The organism is Ascidiimonas aurantiaca (genome assembly GCF_037646345.1).
GTDB classification, from domain to species: Bacteria; Bacteroidota; Bacteroidia; order Flavobacteriales; family Flavobacteriaceae; genus Ascidiimonas; species Ascidiimonas aurantiaca.
Genome location: NZ_JBBEWR010000018.1, coordinates 44,444 through 59,799, shown reverse-complemented (window position 1 = coordinate 59,799; position 15,356 = coordinate 44,444). Strand labels below are relative to the sequence as shown.

Genomic DNA, 15,356 nt, shown 5'->3' with positions numbered 1-15,356 from the left:
TAGTGAGACCCATTGGCGTACGGCCAATACCGACAGTTCTTTGAAACATTATCGCTATACGTACGATGCGCTCAACCGGTTGGTAAGCGCGAATCACTCGGATCCCAACTATAGCCTGAGCTTGGTGCAATATGACAAAATCGGTAACATCACAAAGCTGACAAGGAACGGCCATCGGGACGTAAGTGCTTCGAGCTTTGGATTGATGGATGATCTAACCTATAGCTATCAGGGCAACCGGTTACAGGCCGTAGATGATGCCATAGGGGCCAGTGCGGTGACCGGTTTTAGAGACGGAGCCGAAGCTACTACGGAATACTTTTATGATGGCAATGGCAACATGACCCGGGATGATAATAAAGGGATCACGAATATCACCTATAACCATCTCAATTTACCCACCCAGGTAAGTTTTGCCAATGGGAATATTCAATATACCTATGATGCTTCCGGCAGCAAGCTTCGCAAGACCGTTACTGAAAGCGGGAACACTACCACTACAGATTATATAGGCGGGTATGTTTATGAGAACGGCCAGTTACAGTTTTTTAACACCTCCGAAGGCTATGTATATAAAGACGGTGGGGGGCAGTTCAGGTATGTGTATCAGTATAGAGATCACCTAAACAATGTTCGTGTAAGCTACGCTGATGGTAACGGGGACGGCACCATTACCCAGGACGAACTTATTGAAGAGAACACCTACTACCCCTTCGGGTTAAGGGTACGTGGGGTAAATGACGGCATAGGTGCTTTAGGGAACAGTGTGGCCCAACGCTGGAAGTTTGGCGGGAAAGAATTGCAGGACGAGCTGAACCTGCAATGGTATGACATTACCGCCAGGAACTATGACCCTGCTTTGGGTAGATGGATGAACATAGACCCCTTAGCCGAGCAGATGCGCAGGCACAGCCCGTATAACTATGCGTTTGATAATCCTGTTAATTTTATCGATCCTGATGGGATGGCACCATGGTGGATAAATAATGGTGATGGTACCTGGACTGCGGAAGCAGGAGACAGTGCTGCTACACTGGCAAAAGATGCGGGGATTTCTACAGAAGAAGCTAACAAGATAGTTGAAAGCCAGTTAGGTGAAAATTATATAAGGGAATCAGATGGAATGCTAATGTCTGACGTAGAAGTTGGTGATGTTGTTAATATAGATGCGCCTACAGTTGATAGTGATAAATCGTCTGTTGCAACTTCTGAAACCATACAGGATAATTCAAAAACAGGGTTTGATGGCGTCGAAGAGATGAATCAATTTTTAACTTATATTAGCCCAATTACAGCTACATTGGGAGAGGCAGTAAAATCAGGTGTTAATGCGCACGGAGAAGCACTCACTGCGTCTGAAGTAGCGGGTGGAAAAATTTTAGGAAAAGTTTTAGGAGGAGCAAGTTTAGCAATAAATGCATATCAATATCGTGAGGCTTCAAAAAATAATGACCAATTTGGAAAAGAGAAAGCTAAATTGGAAGCAACTGCAAATAGCTTGCTAATGTATGGAGGCCCTATTGGTTGGGGAGTTGGAGGTGGAGTACACTTATCATTAATACTTAACCCCGATATGAACCCTGCCGTTCATAAACCTGACTGGACTAGAACTTGCTTTGTTGCTGGAACTAAAATACTTTTAAAAGACGGCACATCTAAAAATATTGAGGATATTAAGATTGGAGATGAAATATTGAGTGTAGATATGAATACAATGAAAGTAGAAGCTGATCAAGTTTTAATTGTACCAGAAAAAGACGAGAAGTATAATAAGATATATATGGAGTATGATAATGGTTATGTAAATATTGCTTCTGCTCATCATCCATTTTTTGTAAAAGGAAAAGGTTGGTCTGTGTATGATGTTGAACTTGCTAAGAAAGATTTAAGTTTTGAAATAAAGCAAATAGAGTTAGGAGATATAGTATATTATTATCATGATGGTACTCTAAAAGAAACCAAAATCATCAGAATAGAAGATCAAAAAGAAGAAGCTTTGATGTACAATATTAAATATGTAAAGAAAAACAATACCTTTTTTGCTAATGGTATTTTAGTTCATAACAGATATATAAATTAAATAGAAATTGAATAAAATTATAAACATCTATGAGTACGTATACTTTAGGATATATATGTGGAATAGATATCTATGGAAAAACAAAGAAATGGCGGCTTTTAATAGCACCTTGGCAATTACGTTTAGTCTTATTGCTATAATTTTTTCTGTACAATTTTTTATTGAAAAACTATTCAGTTTAGCTTTGCCTTCCCCATTTGACAATCTTTACATATCACTTGGTTTTGTCTTTCTAATTTTAATTGGACATTACTTTTTATTTGAACACAATAAGAAGTATTTAAAGATAGAATCTGAATTTATAGAAGGTAAAAAAAACAGAAAGCAATGGGTTTTGAGAGGGTTTTTGGTTTTTCTTTATGCAATAGGTTCCATAATAATATATATTTTCTTTATCTGAAAATTATTGAAAAAGAAAAACCACTAAAACACAAGCCACACCTTTAAAAGGGTCGTGGCTTTTTTTAGGAGGAATATGCTTTTCTGGCTCAGCATCTATGAATACTTTTACCGCGAAACCAATGACTACTGAGGACTCTATAAAACGGGCAGTAAACGACAAAACGATACCTGGCAGAAATGAATTTTTAAGAAAAAAAGGTGTCCAACAATAATAAGCAATGAATAAATTTAATCTAAATATGACAAATTACTTTTTAGTCTTACTAATTATATTATCTACAAGCTGTAATCAATGTGCAAAAAAAGAAATAACTAATTTTGAAAATGAAGTAGCAAAAGAGCTATATGGTTGGGGGTTACATAATGAAGTTGTTGTTAGTGAAGTTGAGAATACGATAAACATTACAATCCATTTTTTGAAGAATGATAGTAATTCTTTAAATTCTTATTTTCTTGATGAAGAGTCTAATAATCTTGTAATTGCAATGTTAAATCAAACATTTTACGAAAAACTTAAGAATTACAAGGATATAGCTTATTCGTTAAGTTTTGAAGATAAGAAAGATATGGCTCCCATGATTGTACTAATAAATAATACTAAGTTGAATGTTACTCGTACACAGTTTGAGAACACCCCCAAGTTCTACGACTTCGTTAAATATGCTTTTGAACATGTTCAGAGTGTAGATATAGTTAGAGCAAATGCTTGGTTAGAGTACTTAAGAGATAAACCTGAAGTTTTTGATTTTAAAGGAAGTTTTTGGAAGCTCTTGTACAACTTTACTGTAGCTTGTGATAAACCTGAAGAAAAGATAAATGATATTTATCTTTTTATAGCATTCACTGGGTTAATAGCTGACCCGGACAACCCAAAAGAGGATGACATAAATCAAGAAAATCTAAAGTATTTTATAAAATCCTGTGGTTTTGATACAGAGTTAATTTATTTATCTCTTCCAGATTTAAAAAAGGTTTTGATAGAAAAATATGTAAAGTAATGTTTAAAACGGGTTCTTTTAAAAAGGATAGTAGTGTTCCAAACGGGTGCTTTACAGAAAAGCGTGAGTTTTTAATTTGATTATCAATAATTTATATTTATAATAAACCTCTTAAAAGAGGCTTATGATGACTCATTGAAATAAATCAAAGCTATACTTCAATTTAGCATTAGGTATAACGACCCGCAGACTGGGGCCACCCCGCTTTATAACGGGAATATTAGTGAGACCCATTGGCATACCGCCAATACCGACAGTTCTTTGAAACATTATCGCTATACGTATGATGCGCTCAACCGGATTACCGGGGCTACCGATAATACCGGGAACTATAATGTAAGTGGTATTACCTATGACAAAATGGGGAACATCACAAAACTGACAAGGAACGGCCACCGGGACGTAAGTGCTTCGAGTTTTGGATTGATGGATGATCTTACCTATAGTTATTAGGGCAACCGGTTACAGGCCGTAGATGATGCCATTCCTGGTGCACCAACAGTAAGAGAAGTTGCCAATGGTATGGAAGTGACCGGTGATGTAATGGTTATCGGTTCGCCTGCTACTGGGCCTGCTGCACCAGCGGTTGCAGGATCCGGAGAGGTTATCTCGACCATTGGCACAGGGGCAAACATAGTTCTTGACTTAAGTGAAGGTAATGTTCAAGGTGCAGCAAAGAGAGCTATAATAGAAGTTATTAGTGGAGGATTGAGTTCATTAGGTAAGCAAAGCCCTCATGTGAACGAGTTTGCGGAACAAGTGATAGATACACATATTATATTTTATGAAAATGTTGTAGTTCCCATGGTTGAAAATAAAGTCAATGAGAAAAAGGAAAATTAAGAATTAATGAATTTATTAAATACAGTAATAGGGTTTCTTTTACTACTTGTTGGAATTGCATTAGTTGTAGGATATGAAAGGTTTAAAAGCAAACATGGTTCAGGGGGATTATCATTTAAGTTAAGGAGTGGCGGGATAGGATTTATTATTATAGGTTTTTATTTAATCGCAAAAGAACTTGCTAAAATTATTTGAAATGAAGAAGTCTTTATTGATACTGATTACATTGTCGATTTTTGCTGCAAAGGCATATTCTCAATGTAATAATATAAAAACAGGGACATTTATTTCCGTGGATAGTCTTGCCGGAAAAACTACTATCCAACGCAACCATAGTATTCAACTGGAAGAAAATGAAACATTAGGGATTAAGTTTATAGAAAAACTCAAATGGATCGATGATTGTTCCTATGTAATTTATGAATTCAATGTCCTTAGAAATAAAGGTAAAATCAGTAACCCTTCAGGAAATTTCATAGTGTCTTTAGAACAAATCAATGACAGTGTTTTTAAACAGACAGTTTTAATTGAAAAATTAAATTTCAAACACACAAGTACAACAATTAAAATAAGTGATAATATTAGTAATGAATTTAAAGAGCTATTGAAAAAACTGTGATAATGTTGTTAAGTCTTTTGATGATATTATAGATGGAGCGGTAAAAGAAAGATCAACAAAAGGAAATACTGATATTTTTAGAAAAGAAAATGGTGATTTTGATATGGCTAATAATGATTTTGATGGATTACAATTGGATGACGTGATCGAACTAAAAAATAAGCATGGAGATGTTATTGGCCGTCAAGGTATCACTACTGAAGGTAACATTGTGAAAGTTAGAGCAAATAGCACAGATGGGTAGTGTCCCAAACGGGTGCTTTACAGAAAAGCTTGATTTTTTAATTTGATTATCAATAACTTATATTTATAATAAACCTCTAAAAGAGGCTTATGATGACTCATTGAAATAAATCAAAGCTAAACTTCAATTTAGCATTGGGTATAACGACCCGCAGACTGGGGCCACCCCGCTTTATAACTGTAACATTAGTGAGACCCATTGGCGTACCGCCAATGATGACAGTTCTTTGAAACATTATCGCTATGAATATGATGCGTTGAATCGGTTGGTAAGCGCGAATCACTCGAATCCCAACTATACTCTGGGCTTAGTGCAATACGACAAAATGGGTAATATCACAAAGCTGACAAGGAATGGCCATCGGGACGTAAGTGCTTTGAGTTTTGGATTGATGGATGATCTAACGTATAGCTACCAGGGCAACCGGTTACAGGCCGTAGATGATGCCATAGGGGCCAGTGCAGTGACCGGTTTTAGAGATGGAGCCGAAGCCACTACCGAGTACTGGTACGATGGTAACGGGAACATGACCCGGGATGATAATAAAGATATTGTAAACATAAGTTATAACCATCTCAATTTACCCATGCAAGTAACCGTAATGGGCAGTAATGCTGGCACGTTGGACTATATTTATGCCGCTGACAGGACGAAACTCCAAAAAGTGAACAGCAATGGAACTACCACGGACTATGTGGGGAACTTCGTTTATGAGGGAGGAAACCTGAAACAGATAACCCACCCAGAGGGCTATGTCGAGCCGGACGAACAGGGCGGGTACAACTATGTGTACCGTTATATTGATGTATGGGGCAACACAAGGTTGACCTACTCAGATGACAACAATGACGGCAATATCGACCCCGCGACAGAGATACTCAGGGAGCAGAACTACTATCCTTTCGGGTTGCAGCACAAAGGGTACAACTCGAATATCAGCGGAGTAAAGAACGATCTGAAGACCTATCAAGGACAGGAGTTCATCGAGGATCTGGGACTGAACACGCACGAGTGGAAGTACCGTATGAGCGACCCCTCCATCGGAAGGTTCTGGCAGGTAGATCCGTTGGCAAAAGATTATGTATATAACTCTACGTATGCGTTCCAAGAGAATAAACTTGGAATGGGAATTGAACTCGAAGGCGCAGAATTATTAGGCCAACAGTTTGCCCAAGATTTAATTATTAGGGCATCGCAATTTTTTGGTGGTTCGGATAAAATGGTAACAGGAGGTTCAAATATGCTCAATGATGCGATGAGTGGCAATATGGCTGCAAGAGAAATACAGAATAATACGCAAAGTAACGAGGTACAGGGGCTACAAATAGATACTAATTTTGAAGTGGTATTGGAGGGTGCCGCCCAAGTTGATCAAGCTTTACCAGGTAAGCAAGATTTGAGAAATACTGCTGACGCTGCTGAATTGACAGGTGATTTAATGGTAGTAAGTTCAGTGGCTACAGGTCCGGCAGCACCTGCGGTTGCAGGAACAGGTGAAATAATTTCAACTCTGGGTACGGGTACTAATATCACTATGGATTTATTAGAGGGCGATGTTAGAAGTGCTGCAAAAAGGACTATTATAGAAGGGATAAGTTTTGGTTTGAGTTCATTAGCAAGGCAGAGTCCTCATGTTAATGAGTTTGCAGAATCTGTAATTGATTCGCATATACTTTTTTATGAGCAGGTAGTTGTACCAAAGATTGACAAGAAAGTTCAAGAGAAAAAAGAATAAAATGATTGACACACTTAATCTATTGCTAGGGTTTGCTTTAATTGCAGCAGGATTGGTAATTTTTATCAAGTATGGTGAGTACAGAAGGAAGCATAATTTAGGGGGGTTTACTTTTAAATTCATTACATTCTGCTTTGGATTAGTCGCTATTGGCTGCTACCTAGTTATTATAGAATTTATGAAAATCGTTTAATCAAAATGAAAAAAGAAGTTTTGAAGAATCAATTGTTTTATTTTAATCGGATAAATATTTTGTTGTTTTTTTTGCTATTATCTCTAAGTTCCAGCATTTATGGGCAAGAATTGGATTGTAGCAATTTTAGAGACGGTGTGTTCTATGCCGAAATCTCAAAACCAGTCATTATGAAGTGGAAAGTAACCAGAAAAAGATATCAGCAAGTTGAAGAAGTGGTTGAGTTACCCGAGGTTGCTAAAGAAATTAATTTTTCAACTAATTCACTTCATGAAATTATAGAATGGATTGATGATTGTACCTACCGTTTGAAATATGACGAAACAAAAATGGAACTATCGGACACACAAAAAATTATTAATGAGAATGGTGGAGTATTGACTCGAATAGTAAGAATAGAGGGTAAGTGTCATTATTATGTTTCAACTTTATCTATAAATGGAGAGGAAAGTTCGATGGAAGGCAAGCTTTGTACTAGATAATATAGCAGTTTAAGTAAATGGGTCCTTTTTAAAAAAAGTGTATAATTAGTTATTGAAAGCTAGTGTATTATAAAAACACTAATTCATAGTGAGAAAGATAAATAAAATAGTTTTGTCAGTTTTTTTTATTGCAATTGTATTCTTTGTGGGTGGCTTTTTTATTTTTCCATTATTGAAAGAAAAAGGAAATATAAGATTAAAAGTTGCGGAAATAAGAGAAGAGTATCGTGGAGTAATTATAGAAAAATTCTCTGTGAGAAATACACCTCCTACTCATTTAAGAATAAAAGTAATGGGAGGTGAAGAAATCAAAATAAGCCCTAATCAAGAAATTGTCAATAGAGCAAATAAAGGCGATAGTATTATCAAACCAAAGAACGAAAACTTTGTTTTTTTAATTACTCCTGAAGGTGTAAGGGATAAAATTTTTTATACAAAACTTTCATATGAGACAAGAAATAGCAAATACTTTCCGACAGAATGGAAAACCAAATGGATGGAATCAAGTAAATGGGATAAATAGGAATATTTTTTATTTGATGCTTGTGTAAAAAGGGTAAGGCTTCATGGCGATGGTGCTAGTATACAGAAAGTAAACTCCGTATTGAAAGGGGGATGGGGCAACCTAGAGAAATATTTAGATTTAATAATAGTATATATGAAATTTTTTATTTTTTTATCCATGTTTGTTTTGATATTTAATCATTGCAAAACACAAGAGACAGATCATATTAAAAAACAATATCCTTTTAAGGGTATCAAAATAGATAGTGTAATAGTTAAGTATAAGGCTCCTGCAAATACTTATTCATTAGATGATAAGTCAATAAATGAGCTGAAAACTTATCTTGAAAGTTTTGATAGCTATATGCTAATAAAAGGTAAAAGACTTCACGGAGCCAAAACTATTTGTAATGTTACTTTATTTACTAGTGAAAACAATTATCTTGTTAATATAAAGGGTCATGATGAAGAAGGTATAAGCGCAAGTTTTTTTGAAGATAATAAGAAAGATAATTTTAAGTATTCAATGGGGAGATTATATAATGCTAACCAGCTCTTAGATTTTTTTAGGCAATGACTAGGCACTTTAAAAAAGCACTTAATAAGTTATTGAACATTGTATTATAAAATGAATAAGCTCTCAATAGAGGCGCAGGAGGTTCTTTAGGGTAACAATTGAAAAAGAATGGATATAAAACCAGGAGATAAAATTAGAATCGTACCAAAAAATTTTGATAAAACACAGTAGATAAATGAAATACGATGAATTAATGCAAAATGAAAGTTTTAAAGTAGAACGAAAAGATTTTATTTATAGCAATCAGCTTAACAATATTACTGACGAGTTGTATTTAAATTTTATAAAAGTACATAATGGGGGGTATTTTTATCACAATTCAATGGTTTTATTTGGCTTTAGCGATCAGGAAAGCCAGTTTAACATTATTCATATGAATGAGCTTTTTAAAAAATATTATCAAAACTTAGCTAATGGGCTTCATTATTTTGGTCAAGATATTTTTGGAAATGCTTTTGCGTTTGAGAATACAAAAATCATTTTTTTCAATATAGAATCTGCTCAAAAAGAGGTTTTAGCAGATAGTTTTAAAGAGTGGCTAGATTTATTGTATAAAGATTTGGATTATTATAATGGAGAATCTTTAGCATATGATTTAAATGATAATGATAGGAAAAAGTTAGTTAAGGAAAAAAGACTTTGTCCCAAATACCCTTTTATTTTAGGAGGTGATTATAGTATGATTAATTTAGTTCTTAAAGATTACAAGGAAAATCTTTCGTTTAATGCCAGTATTGCAAAACAAGTACATAACTTATCTGAAGGAAGCCAGATAAAGATTGTAATAGATGATAAATAAGATTATAATATTTTCCTTTATCCTTGCCGGTCTAATATCTTGCTCTCAAGGGTAATGCCCCAAACAAGTACTTTACAGAAAAGCGTGAGTTTTTAATTTGATTATCAATAATTTATATTTACAATAAGCCTCTTAATACGGCCTGTAGGCCTTATATCTATTTGTCAGGCCTTGCCGGGTTATTTGGCTACTGATTATACGAGTACTTATAGGCCAAATAAAAACTATTTTCCATAAAAAAACCACCTTTAGAAAGGTGGTTAAGTTTAACAAAATTAGAATATGCAGTGTAGCGTGTTATTTTTTTAACAGGTCGCGTATTTCGGTAAGAAGCTCTTCCTGAGTGGGTCCTTTGGGAGCTGCAGGGGCCTCTTCTTCTTTTTTCTGTGTTTTTTCGTAGGCTTTTAATACTATAAAAATACAAAATCCGATAATTACAAAATCCAAAATAGTTTGTATAAAACTACCGTAGTTTATAGTAACCGCTTCAACAGCTTCACCGGCGGCATTGGTCGTAGCTTCCTGTACGGTAAGCTTCAGTTCGGTAAATTCTACCCCGCCCAGCAATACTCCAATAGGCGGCATTAAAATATCTTTGGTAAGGGAGGTAACGATCTTGCCAAAGGCCCCTCCCACAATTACGGCAGTGGCCAGGTTTACAATATCTCCTTTTAAAAGGAAAGACTTGAAATCCTTAAAAAAACCCATAATATTATAGTTTTAAGTTAGTTAGGCTAATTTAAACAAAAAACTTAAATGTTAAAGAAATCTTAATAAGATTACCAAAAGAAATTAACTGATAAATAAGCGCTTAACCCGGGCACTAATTCCGGTAATAAGTTCGTAGGAGATGGTGTTGGCAGTTGCGGCAAAGGTATGGGCAGAGGGGTTTTCGCCAAAAACCAATACTTCATCTCCTTCTTTACAGGGTATTCCGGTAACGTTTACCATAAGCATATCCATACAAACATTGCCTACAATGGGAGCCTTTTTCCCATGCAGGGTAACAAACCCTTTTTCATGCCCGTACTGGCGGCCAATACCATCGGCATGACCCAGTGGCAGGGTGGCTATGGTAACCGGTTCTTTAGCGATAAACGCCCGATTGTAACCTACACTTTCACCTGGCTTTATTTTGTGTATTTGAGAGATCACGGTTTTCAGAGAGGTAACCGGCTTTAAGAAACGATCCTTTTCGGGCTGGTTGCCATATCCGTAAAGGCCAATACCACTACGCACCATATCAAAATGAGCTTCAGGGTAATTGAGTATTCCCGAGGTATTGGTTTGGTGCAGTATGGGCATAAAACCCGTTTCTTTTTCAAATTGTACCGCGATATTTTTAAACAGGTGTATTTGTCCTAACGTAAACTCTTTTTCTGAAGGATCTTCAGAAGCAGCAAGATGCGAGAAAAGTGATTTTACTGCTATTTGTGTATTGCTTTTTATAAATTTTGCCAGTTCGGGTGTGTCGTTTTCAGAAAACCCGAGGCGGTTTAATCCTGTATTGAACTTGAAGTGTACCGGGTAGCTTTTTTGGTTTTTTATACGGGCAAGTTCTGCAAATGCCTCAAGAATACGCCAACTGTAAATACCCGGTTCCAGGCAGTGCTCCAACAGGCTTTCCAGATGTGTTTCTTGCGGGTGCAATACCAGTATGGGTGTGGTGATCCCGGCTTTTCTAAGGATAACTCCTTCACTCACGTAAGCCACAGAAAAATAATGCACTCCCTGGTTTTCCAGATACCGGGCAATAGTAACGGCATCATTACCGTACGCAGCAGCTTTTACTACGGCCATAAAAAGGGTATCGGGGGCAAGGTGCGATCTCAGAAAATCGAGATTGTGCTTAAGTGCCTTCAGGTTTATTTCAAGAACGGTTTCGGTTACTCCGGGCATATACAAAGGTTATTTATCCTTTTTAGAAGGAACGTCTTCCGGGTCATTTACCTGTATTTTACGTACCCGGTCCCGAAGCATGGCTTTGTAAAATGCGGCCCGGCTCAACGGCTCATACGCTTCGGTTTCCCCGAGAAGTACCAGCTTGTCGGTATTGGCTTTTCGATAACTGTAATGTGCCAGGTTTCCGGTACGGGTACACACGGCATGTACTTTGGTTACGTATTCTGCTGTGGCCATAAGTGCCGGCATGGGGCCAAAAGGATTGCCTTTAAAATCCATATCGAGCCCTGCTACAATAACCCGTATGCCTTTATTGGCAAGATCATTACAAACTGAAACGATCTCATCGTCAAAAAACTGGGCCTCATCAATGCCTACCACATCGCAGCTATCTGCCAGAATAGGGATGTTGGCCGCTGCAGGTACGGGGGTAGAACGAATTTCGTTCGCATCGTGAGAAACTACCAGGTCATCGTCATACCTCACATCGAGAGCGGGTTTAAAGATCTCCACTTTCTGACGGGCAAACTGAGCGCGTTTGAGCCTGCGAATAAGCTCTTCGGTCTTTCCGGAGAACATAGATCCGCAAATAACCTCAATCCAGCCAAATTGCTCTTTATGATTTACCGTATTTTCGAGAAACATTTCGTAATTTTCAGGACGTAAACAGAAACAGCTTTGTTTTCTCTACATCTTTTAAACAAACATAAGTTAAATTCGTTACAAATGTAGGGAAGGCGCTAAAATATTTAAAAGCAAAAAGGGGTAAACTTCGGAACGGTTTTTGACGATACGTAGAGCAGTTTAGAAAATACAGATATAAAACAAAAGGGCCTGTGCCAAATCTTAAAAATACATGAAAAAGAAACTGGAATCCCAATTAGTAAGTATAGCCCATAAAATTCTGAGGCTTAAAGGAAGAGAAGACATTATTGCGTTACAGGAAGAAGCCAAAAAGGTATATGAACAACTCACTATCCTGAGGTTTGTAGAAGAGCATTTTGGTGACCTGAAACCCCTGGTGGGTAAAAGTGAGGTGATCTCAAAATTTGAAGAACTGGCCAATAAGGTTATGGACAGTAACAAGCGGGTACCGGAGAACAATCCGCATGAAGAAGATATTATTATTCCGGTAATGGATACGATAAAAGATATGGTAGCTGAAATGCCTCGCGAAGAATCATTGCAGGACATTCTATCTGATATTCTTCCGGAACCTACTTTTGTAAAGCGGGAATCCCAGATCATTACGCCCGATTTTACGAAGCGGGATACCATAACTGAAACTAAGACCCGTTCGTTAAACGATACACTTAATCAAAGTCTTAATATTGGTTTGAACGACCGTATTGCTTTTGTAAAACACCTGTTTAATGAAAGTATGGAAGATTACAACCGGGTGATCTCTCAATTGAATACTAAACAAAACCTGGAAGAAGCTCTTACTTTTATTAATACGATGGTAAAGCCCGATTACAATCACTGGCAGAATAAAGATATTTACGAAGAGCGTTTTCTGGAGATCGTACAAAATAAGTTTTCATAACACAGGGAAATAATGCTTCAGTTGCTTTTCTATCCCGGTTTAAACTATAGAACATGAAGCTACAACGTATAATATACCGGCTGGCTACCGGCCTGTTTACTCTGTTTATGCTTTTTTCGGTATTCATGTATTTTAGTGATCACGCTGCTGTTCCCGAAGCCTTTACCAATATGGGCTATCCGGTTTATATTATTTATCCGCTGGCAGTTGCCAAGATGCCGGGGCTTCCGGTAATATGGTACCCTAAGTGGAAAGCACTTAAAGAATGGGTCTATACCGGTTTTTTCTTTGATTTTGTACTGGCGTGTTTTGCACACGAAACCATAGGACAAAGCAGAGTAACGGCCGGCACTCGTAGCTCTTATTCTTCTGCTCATTTCCTGTTTTTTAGGAAAAAAAGTACGTTCGTAAATGGCTAAACTCTATCTGGTACCTACCCCTGTTGGTAATTTGGAAGATATGACCCTGAGGGGCATTCGCGTTTTAAAAGAGGCCGATCTGATCCTGGCCGAAGACACCCGAAAAAGCGGAAAACTTTTAAAGCATTTTGATATTGATACCCCTATGCAGAGCCACCATATGCATAATGAGCATAAAACCGTGGCATCACTGGTAGCACGTATAACCAGTGGGGAAACCCTGGCCCTTATTAGTGATGCCGGTACACCTGCCATTTCAGACCCGGGGTTTTTACTTACCCGTGCCTGTATAGAAGCAGGTGTAACTGTAGATTGTCTTCCCGGAGCTACAGCTTTTGTACCTGCACTGGTAAACAGTGGCCTGCCTAATGACCGCTTTGTTTTTGAAGGGTTCCTTCCTGTAAAAAAAGGTCGCCAGACCCGTCTTACATTTTTGGCCGAAGAAACGCGTACCCTGATTTTTTACGAATCGCCCCATAAGCTGGTAAAAACCCTAAAAGATCTTGCGGTTTGTATGGGAGAAGACCGCAAAATGGCCGTTTCCCGCGAACTCACCAAACTTCATGAAGAAACCCTGAGAGGTACGGTAGCTGAGATGCTTACCCATTTTGAGGAATACCCGCCAAAAGGAGAACTGGTACTGGTAGTAGCCGGAAAAAAATAAAGATTTACTGATGTTTACCCACTTCCCAGCCACCTTTACCCAGGTACTTTTCTCCGCTTTCAATAGCGCCTTCTTCCAGAGTGGTACCCATACTGTCGTTCCAGCGGTTCAGATACCCAAACAAGGCGATCACTCCCAGCATTTCTACTACTTCTCCTTCGTTCCAGTATTTGTAAAGCTCGGCTTTTATAGTTTCATCTACCTGATTGGGAACTACCGAAGCCGCCAGTGAAAAGTCCAGAGCGGCACGCTCAGCATCTGAAAATGCAGGATGGGTTTTGTATTCCCAAATATGGTCCAGTTGCTCCTGTTCGGCACCGTATCGTTCTGCTGCACGTATGGCATGAGCCTGGCAATACCGGCAACCGGTAGCATTGCTGCTTACCCAGGCGATCATACGCTTAAGGGAAGACGTTACTCTGCCCTCATTGGCCATTACTGCTTTGTTAAGATTAATGAAGGCCCGGGAAATAGCCGGCCTGCGCTGCATAGTCAATACAGAATTAGGGCAGAACCCCAGGGTCTCATTAAAAAATTCGGCAAGGGCCCGTGTATCCGGGTCATGATCAGGCGTTAAAGGTGTAACTAGTGGCATAAAGTATATATGTTTAATAATTAGTGTGTTTTACAGATGTAAAGAATTTATACTGGCTTTCTTAAAAAAGCAGTGTATAAATATAAAATGGTTTTCTTAAATACCGCTCTTTGGCAATAGAAAAGCATATACTTACCCAAAGATGTTTTATGAATCAGGTATTTATACGCTTATTTGTAAGAAAAAATATAAATATATTTGAATAGTTTCTTGTAAAAAGAATTATTAAATAATTGTATATATCATGAGCTTAGATGGAGAATGGTTTAATGAACTGGGGTCGTGTATGACCCTTACTACCAACGGGAATTCTATAACCGGAACATACCAAACTGCTGTAGGTGATGCCTCAGGCACTTACAACCTTGTAGGGAGAACAGATGCGCAAAGTGGCGGGAGCCAGGCAGTAGGTTTTGTAGTGGTCTGGCAAAATGATTACGGAAATTCAAAATCTGTCACCACCTGGAGTGGACAATATCAAAGTATTGACGGCGAAGAGATCATTGTCACCACCTGGCTGCTTACTCAGGAAACCGAGGTGAGTAGCGACTGGAAATCTACATTGGTCAATAAGGATGTATTTACAAGACATATTCCCGATCAGGAACAAATACAGGAACGAATTAGAAAAGGAGTACAGCCTTCTCACGGGAAACGATAACGGGAACCCCGAAAGGTATAAGAGTATCCCTTAACAGGATACCTTTTATCAGAAATTTCCAAAACAAACCGGGCCCTGTAAGCAGGGCCCGTA

General features: G+C 37.9%; 20 protein-coding genes. 16 read left to right on the top strand and 4 right to left on the bottom strand.

Annotation, left to right across the window (positions count from 1 at the left end; translation table 11 throughout):
• The 12 genes from WAO84_RS16135 to WAO84_RS16080 all read left to right on the top strand — a co-directional run.
• A partial coding sequence (locus WAO84_RS16135) for an RHS repeat-associated core domain-containing protein (protein ID WP_340067111.1) occupies positions 1-2,080 on the top strand: 2,080 nt, incomplete at its 5' end.
• 620 nt (positions 2,081-2,700) lie between these two features.
• Complete coding sequence (locus tag WAO84_RS16130; RefSeq protein WP_340067110.1) at positions 2,701-3,480, top strand: hypothetical protein; 780 nt, start codon at positions 2,701-2,703, stop codon at positions 3,478-3,480.
• A gap of 261 nt (positions 3,481-3,741) precedes the next feature.
• The gene (locus WAO84_RS16125) at positions 3,742-3,933 is read left to right on the top strand and encodes a hypothetical protein (protein ID WP_340067109.1); all 192 of its coding nucleotides are present in this window, start codon (positions 3,742-3,744) and stop codon (positions 3,931-3,933) included.
• A gap of 69 nt (positions 3,934-4,002) precedes the next feature.
• Positions 4,003-4,323 carry a hypothetical protein gene (locus WAO84_RS16120; RefSeq protein WP_340067108.1) on the top strand — a complete coding sequence of 107 codons (321 nt, stop codon included), beginning with the start codon at positions 4,003-4,005 and terminating at the stop codon, positions 4,321-4,323.
• A gap of 6 nt (positions 4,324-4,329) precedes the next feature.
• On the top strand, positions 4,330-4,518 hold the full coding sequence (locus WAO84_RS16115; protein ID WP_340067107.1) for a hypothetical protein: 189 nt from the start codon (positions 4,330-4,332) through the stop codon (positions 4,516-4,518).
• A 1-nt stretch (position 4,519) separates the two neighbouring features.
• Entirely contained in the window at positions 4,520-4,942 is a 423-nt protein-coding gene (locus WAO84_RS16110; RefSeq protein ID WP_340067105.1) for a hypothetical protein, read from the top strand.
• A gap of 103 nt (positions 4,943-5,045) precedes the next feature.
• Positions 5,046-5,186 carry a hypothetical protein gene (locus WAO84_RS16105; RefSeq protein WP_340067104.1) on the top strand — a complete coding sequence of 47 codons (141 nt, stop codon included), beginning with the start codon at positions 5,046-5,048 and terminating at the stop codon, positions 5,184-5,186.
• Between the two features lie 226 nt (positions 5,187-5,412).
• Complete coding sequence (locus WAO84_RS16100) at positions 5,413-6,921, top strand: RHS repeat domain-containing protein (protein WP_340067103.1); 1,509 nt, start codon at positions 5,413-5,415, stop codon at positions 6,919-6,921.
• Between the two features lie 198 nt (positions 6,922-7,119).
• Positions 7,120-7,596, top strand: a complete 477-nt coding sequence (locus WAO84_RS16095) for a hypothetical protein (RefSeq protein WP_340067102.1) — start codon at positions 7,120-7,122, stop codon at positions 7,594-7,596.
• An 88-nt stretch (positions 7,597-7,684) separates the two neighbouring features.
• Positions 7,685-8,119, top strand: a complete 435-nt coding sequence (locus tag WAO84_RS16090; RefSeq protein ID WP_340067101.1) for a hypothetical protein — start codon at positions 7,685-7,687, stop codon at positions 8,117-8,119.
• A 135-nt stretch (positions 8,120-8,254) separates the two neighbouring features.
• Positions 8,255-8,677, top strand: coding sequence for a hypothetical protein (locus WAO84_RS16085; protein ID WP_340067100.1), 423 nt, complete (start codon positions 8,255-8,257; stop codon positions 8,675-8,677).
• 175 nt (positions 8,678-8,852) lie between these two features.
• Positions 8,853-9,476 carry an SMI1/KNR4 family protein gene (locus tag WAO84_RS16080; RefSeq protein WP_340067099.1) on the top strand — a complete coding sequence of 208 codons (624 nt, stop codon included), beginning with the start codon at positions 8,853-8,855 and terminating at the stop codon, positions 9,474-9,476.
• Between the two features lie 297 nt (positions 9,477-9,773).
• Here the strand turns inward: WAO84_RS16080 and mscL are convergent, their stop codons facing one another.
• The 3 genes from mscL to WAO84_RS16065 form a co-directional block, all read right to left on the bottom strand.
• The gene (gene mscL, locus WAO84_RS16075) at positions 9,774-10,184 is read right to left on the bottom strand and encodes a large-conductance mechanosensitive channel protein MscL (RefSeq protein WP_340067097.1); all 411 of its coding nucleotides are present in this window, start codon (positions 10,182-10,184) and stop codon (positions 9,774-9,776) included.
• 84 nt (positions 10,185-10,268) lie between these two features.
• Complete coding sequence (gene alr, locus WAO84_RS16070; RefSeq protein WP_340067095.1) at positions 10,269-11,375, bottom strand: alanine racemase; 1,107 nt, start codon at positions 11,373-11,375, stop codon at positions 10,269-10,271.
• A 9-nt stretch (positions 11,376-11,384) separates the two neighbouring features.
• Positions 11,385-12,023: a thymidine kinase gene (locus WAO84_RS16065; RefSeq protein ID WP_340067094.1), complete on the bottom strand. Its 639-nt coding sequence runs from the start codon at positions 12,021-12,023 to the stop codon at positions 11,385-11,387.
• Positions 12,024-12,234: 211 nt separating this feature from the next.
• Here WAO84_RS16065 and WAO84_RS16060 point away from each other — a divergent pair, with 211 nt between their 5' ends.
• From WAO84_RS16060 to rsmI, 3 genes are read left to right on the top strand one after another with little or no spacing between them, the layout of a single operon-like run.
• The gene (locus tag WAO84_RS16060; RefSeq protein ID WP_340067093.1) at positions 12,235-12,924 is read left to right on the top strand and encodes a hypothetical protein; all 690 of its coding nucleotides are present in this window, start codon (positions 12,235-12,237) and stop codon (positions 12,922-12,924) included.
• 53 nt (positions 12,925-12,977) lie between these two features.
• Entirely contained in the window at positions 12,978-13,343 is a 366-nt protein-coding gene (locus WAO84_RS16055) for a DoxX family protein (RefSeq protein WP_340067092.1), read from the top strand.
• On the top strand, positions 13,336-14,007 hold the full coding sequence (gene rsmI, locus WAO84_RS16050; protein ID WP_340067090.1) for a 16S rRNA (cytidine(1402)-2'-O)-methyltransferase: 672 nt from the start codon (positions 13,336-13,338) through the stop codon (positions 14,005-14,007). The genes WAO84_RS16055 and rsmI overlap by 8 nt, the downstream gene beginning before the upstream one ends.
• A gap of 4 nt (positions 14,008-14,011) precedes the next feature.
• Here the strand turns inward: rsmI and WAO84_RS16045 are convergent, their stop codons facing one another.
• Positions 14,012-14,602 (bottom strand): carboxymuconolactone decarboxylase family protein, encoded by a 591-nt coding sequence (locus tag WAO84_RS16045; RefSeq protein ID WP_340067089.1) that lies wholly within the window; start codon positions 14,600-14,602, stop codon positions 14,012-14,014.
• Positions 14,603-14,846: 244 nt separating this feature from the next.
• On the opposite strand from WAO84_RS16045, the gene WAO84_RS16040 reads away from it, so the two are divergent.
• Positions 14,847-15,263 (top strand): avidin/streptavidin family protein, encoded by a 417-nt coding sequence (locus WAO84_RS16040; RefSeq protein ID WP_340067088.1) that lies wholly within the window; start codon positions 14,847-14,849, stop codon positions 15,261-15,263.
• Positions 15,264-15,356 lie beyond the last annotated feature (93 nt).

Coding starts and splice junctions, on each gene's coding strand:
- mscL (WP_340067097.1), bottom strand. CDS start 10,184: ATGGGTTTTTTTAAGGATTTCAAGTCTTTCCTTTTAAAAGGAGATATT.
- WAO84_RS16110 (WP_340067105.1), top strand. CDS start 4,520: ATGAAGAAGTCTTTATTGATACTGATTACATTGTCGATTTTTGCTGCA.
- WAO84_RS16055 (WP_340067092.1), top strand. CDS start 12,978: ATGAAGCTACAACGTATAATATACCGGCTGGCTACCGGCCTGTTTACT.
- rsmI (WP_340067090.1), top strand. CDS start 13,336: ATGGCTAAACTCTATCTGGTACCTACCCCTGTTGGTAATTTGGAAGAT.
- WAO84_RS16115 (WP_340067107.1), top strand. CDS start 4,330: ATGAATTTATTAAATACAGTAATAGGGTTTCTTTTACTACTTGTTGGA.
- WAO84_RS16085 (WP_340067100.1), top strand. CDS start 8,255: ATGAAATTTTTTATTTTTTTATCCATGTTTGTTTTGATATTTAATCAT.
- WAO84_RS16120 (WP_340067108.1), top strand. CDS start 4,003: ATGGAAGTGACCGGTGATGTAATGGTTATCGGTTCGCCTGCTACTGGG.
- alr (WP_340067095.1), bottom strand. CDS start 11,375: ATGCCCGGAGTAACCGAAACCGTTCTTGAAATAAACCTGAAGGCACTT.
- WAO84_RS16080 (WP_340067099.1), top strand. CDS start 8,853: ATGAAATACGATGAATTAATGCAAAATGAAAGTTTTAAAGTAGAACGA.
- WAO84_RS16105 (WP_340067104.1), top strand. CDS start 5,046: ATGGCTAATAATGATTTTGATGGATTACAATTGGATGACGTGATCGAA.
- WAO84_RS16040 (WP_340067088.1), top strand. CDS start 14,847: ATGAGCTTAGATGGAGAATGGTTTAATGAACTGGGGTCGTGTATGACC.
- WAO84_RS16130 (WP_340067110.1), top strand. CDS start 2,701: ATGAATAAATTTAATCTAAATATGACAAATTACTTTTTAGTCTTACTA.
- WAO84_RS16060 (WP_340067093.1), top strand. CDS start 12,235: ATGAAAAAGAAACTGGAATCCCAATTAGTAAGTATAGCCCATAAAATT.
- WAO84_RS16065 (WP_340067094.1), bottom strand. CDS start 12,023: ATGTTTCTCGAAAATACGGTAAATCATAAAGAGCAATTTGGCTGGATT.
- WAO84_RS16095 (WP_340067102.1), top strand. CDS start 7,120: ATGAAAAAAGAAGTTTTGAAGAATCAATTGTTTTATTTTAATCGGATA.
- WAO84_RS16045 (WP_340067089.1), bottom strand. CDS start 14,602: ATGCCACTAGTTACACCTTTAACGCCTGATCATGACCCGGATACACGG.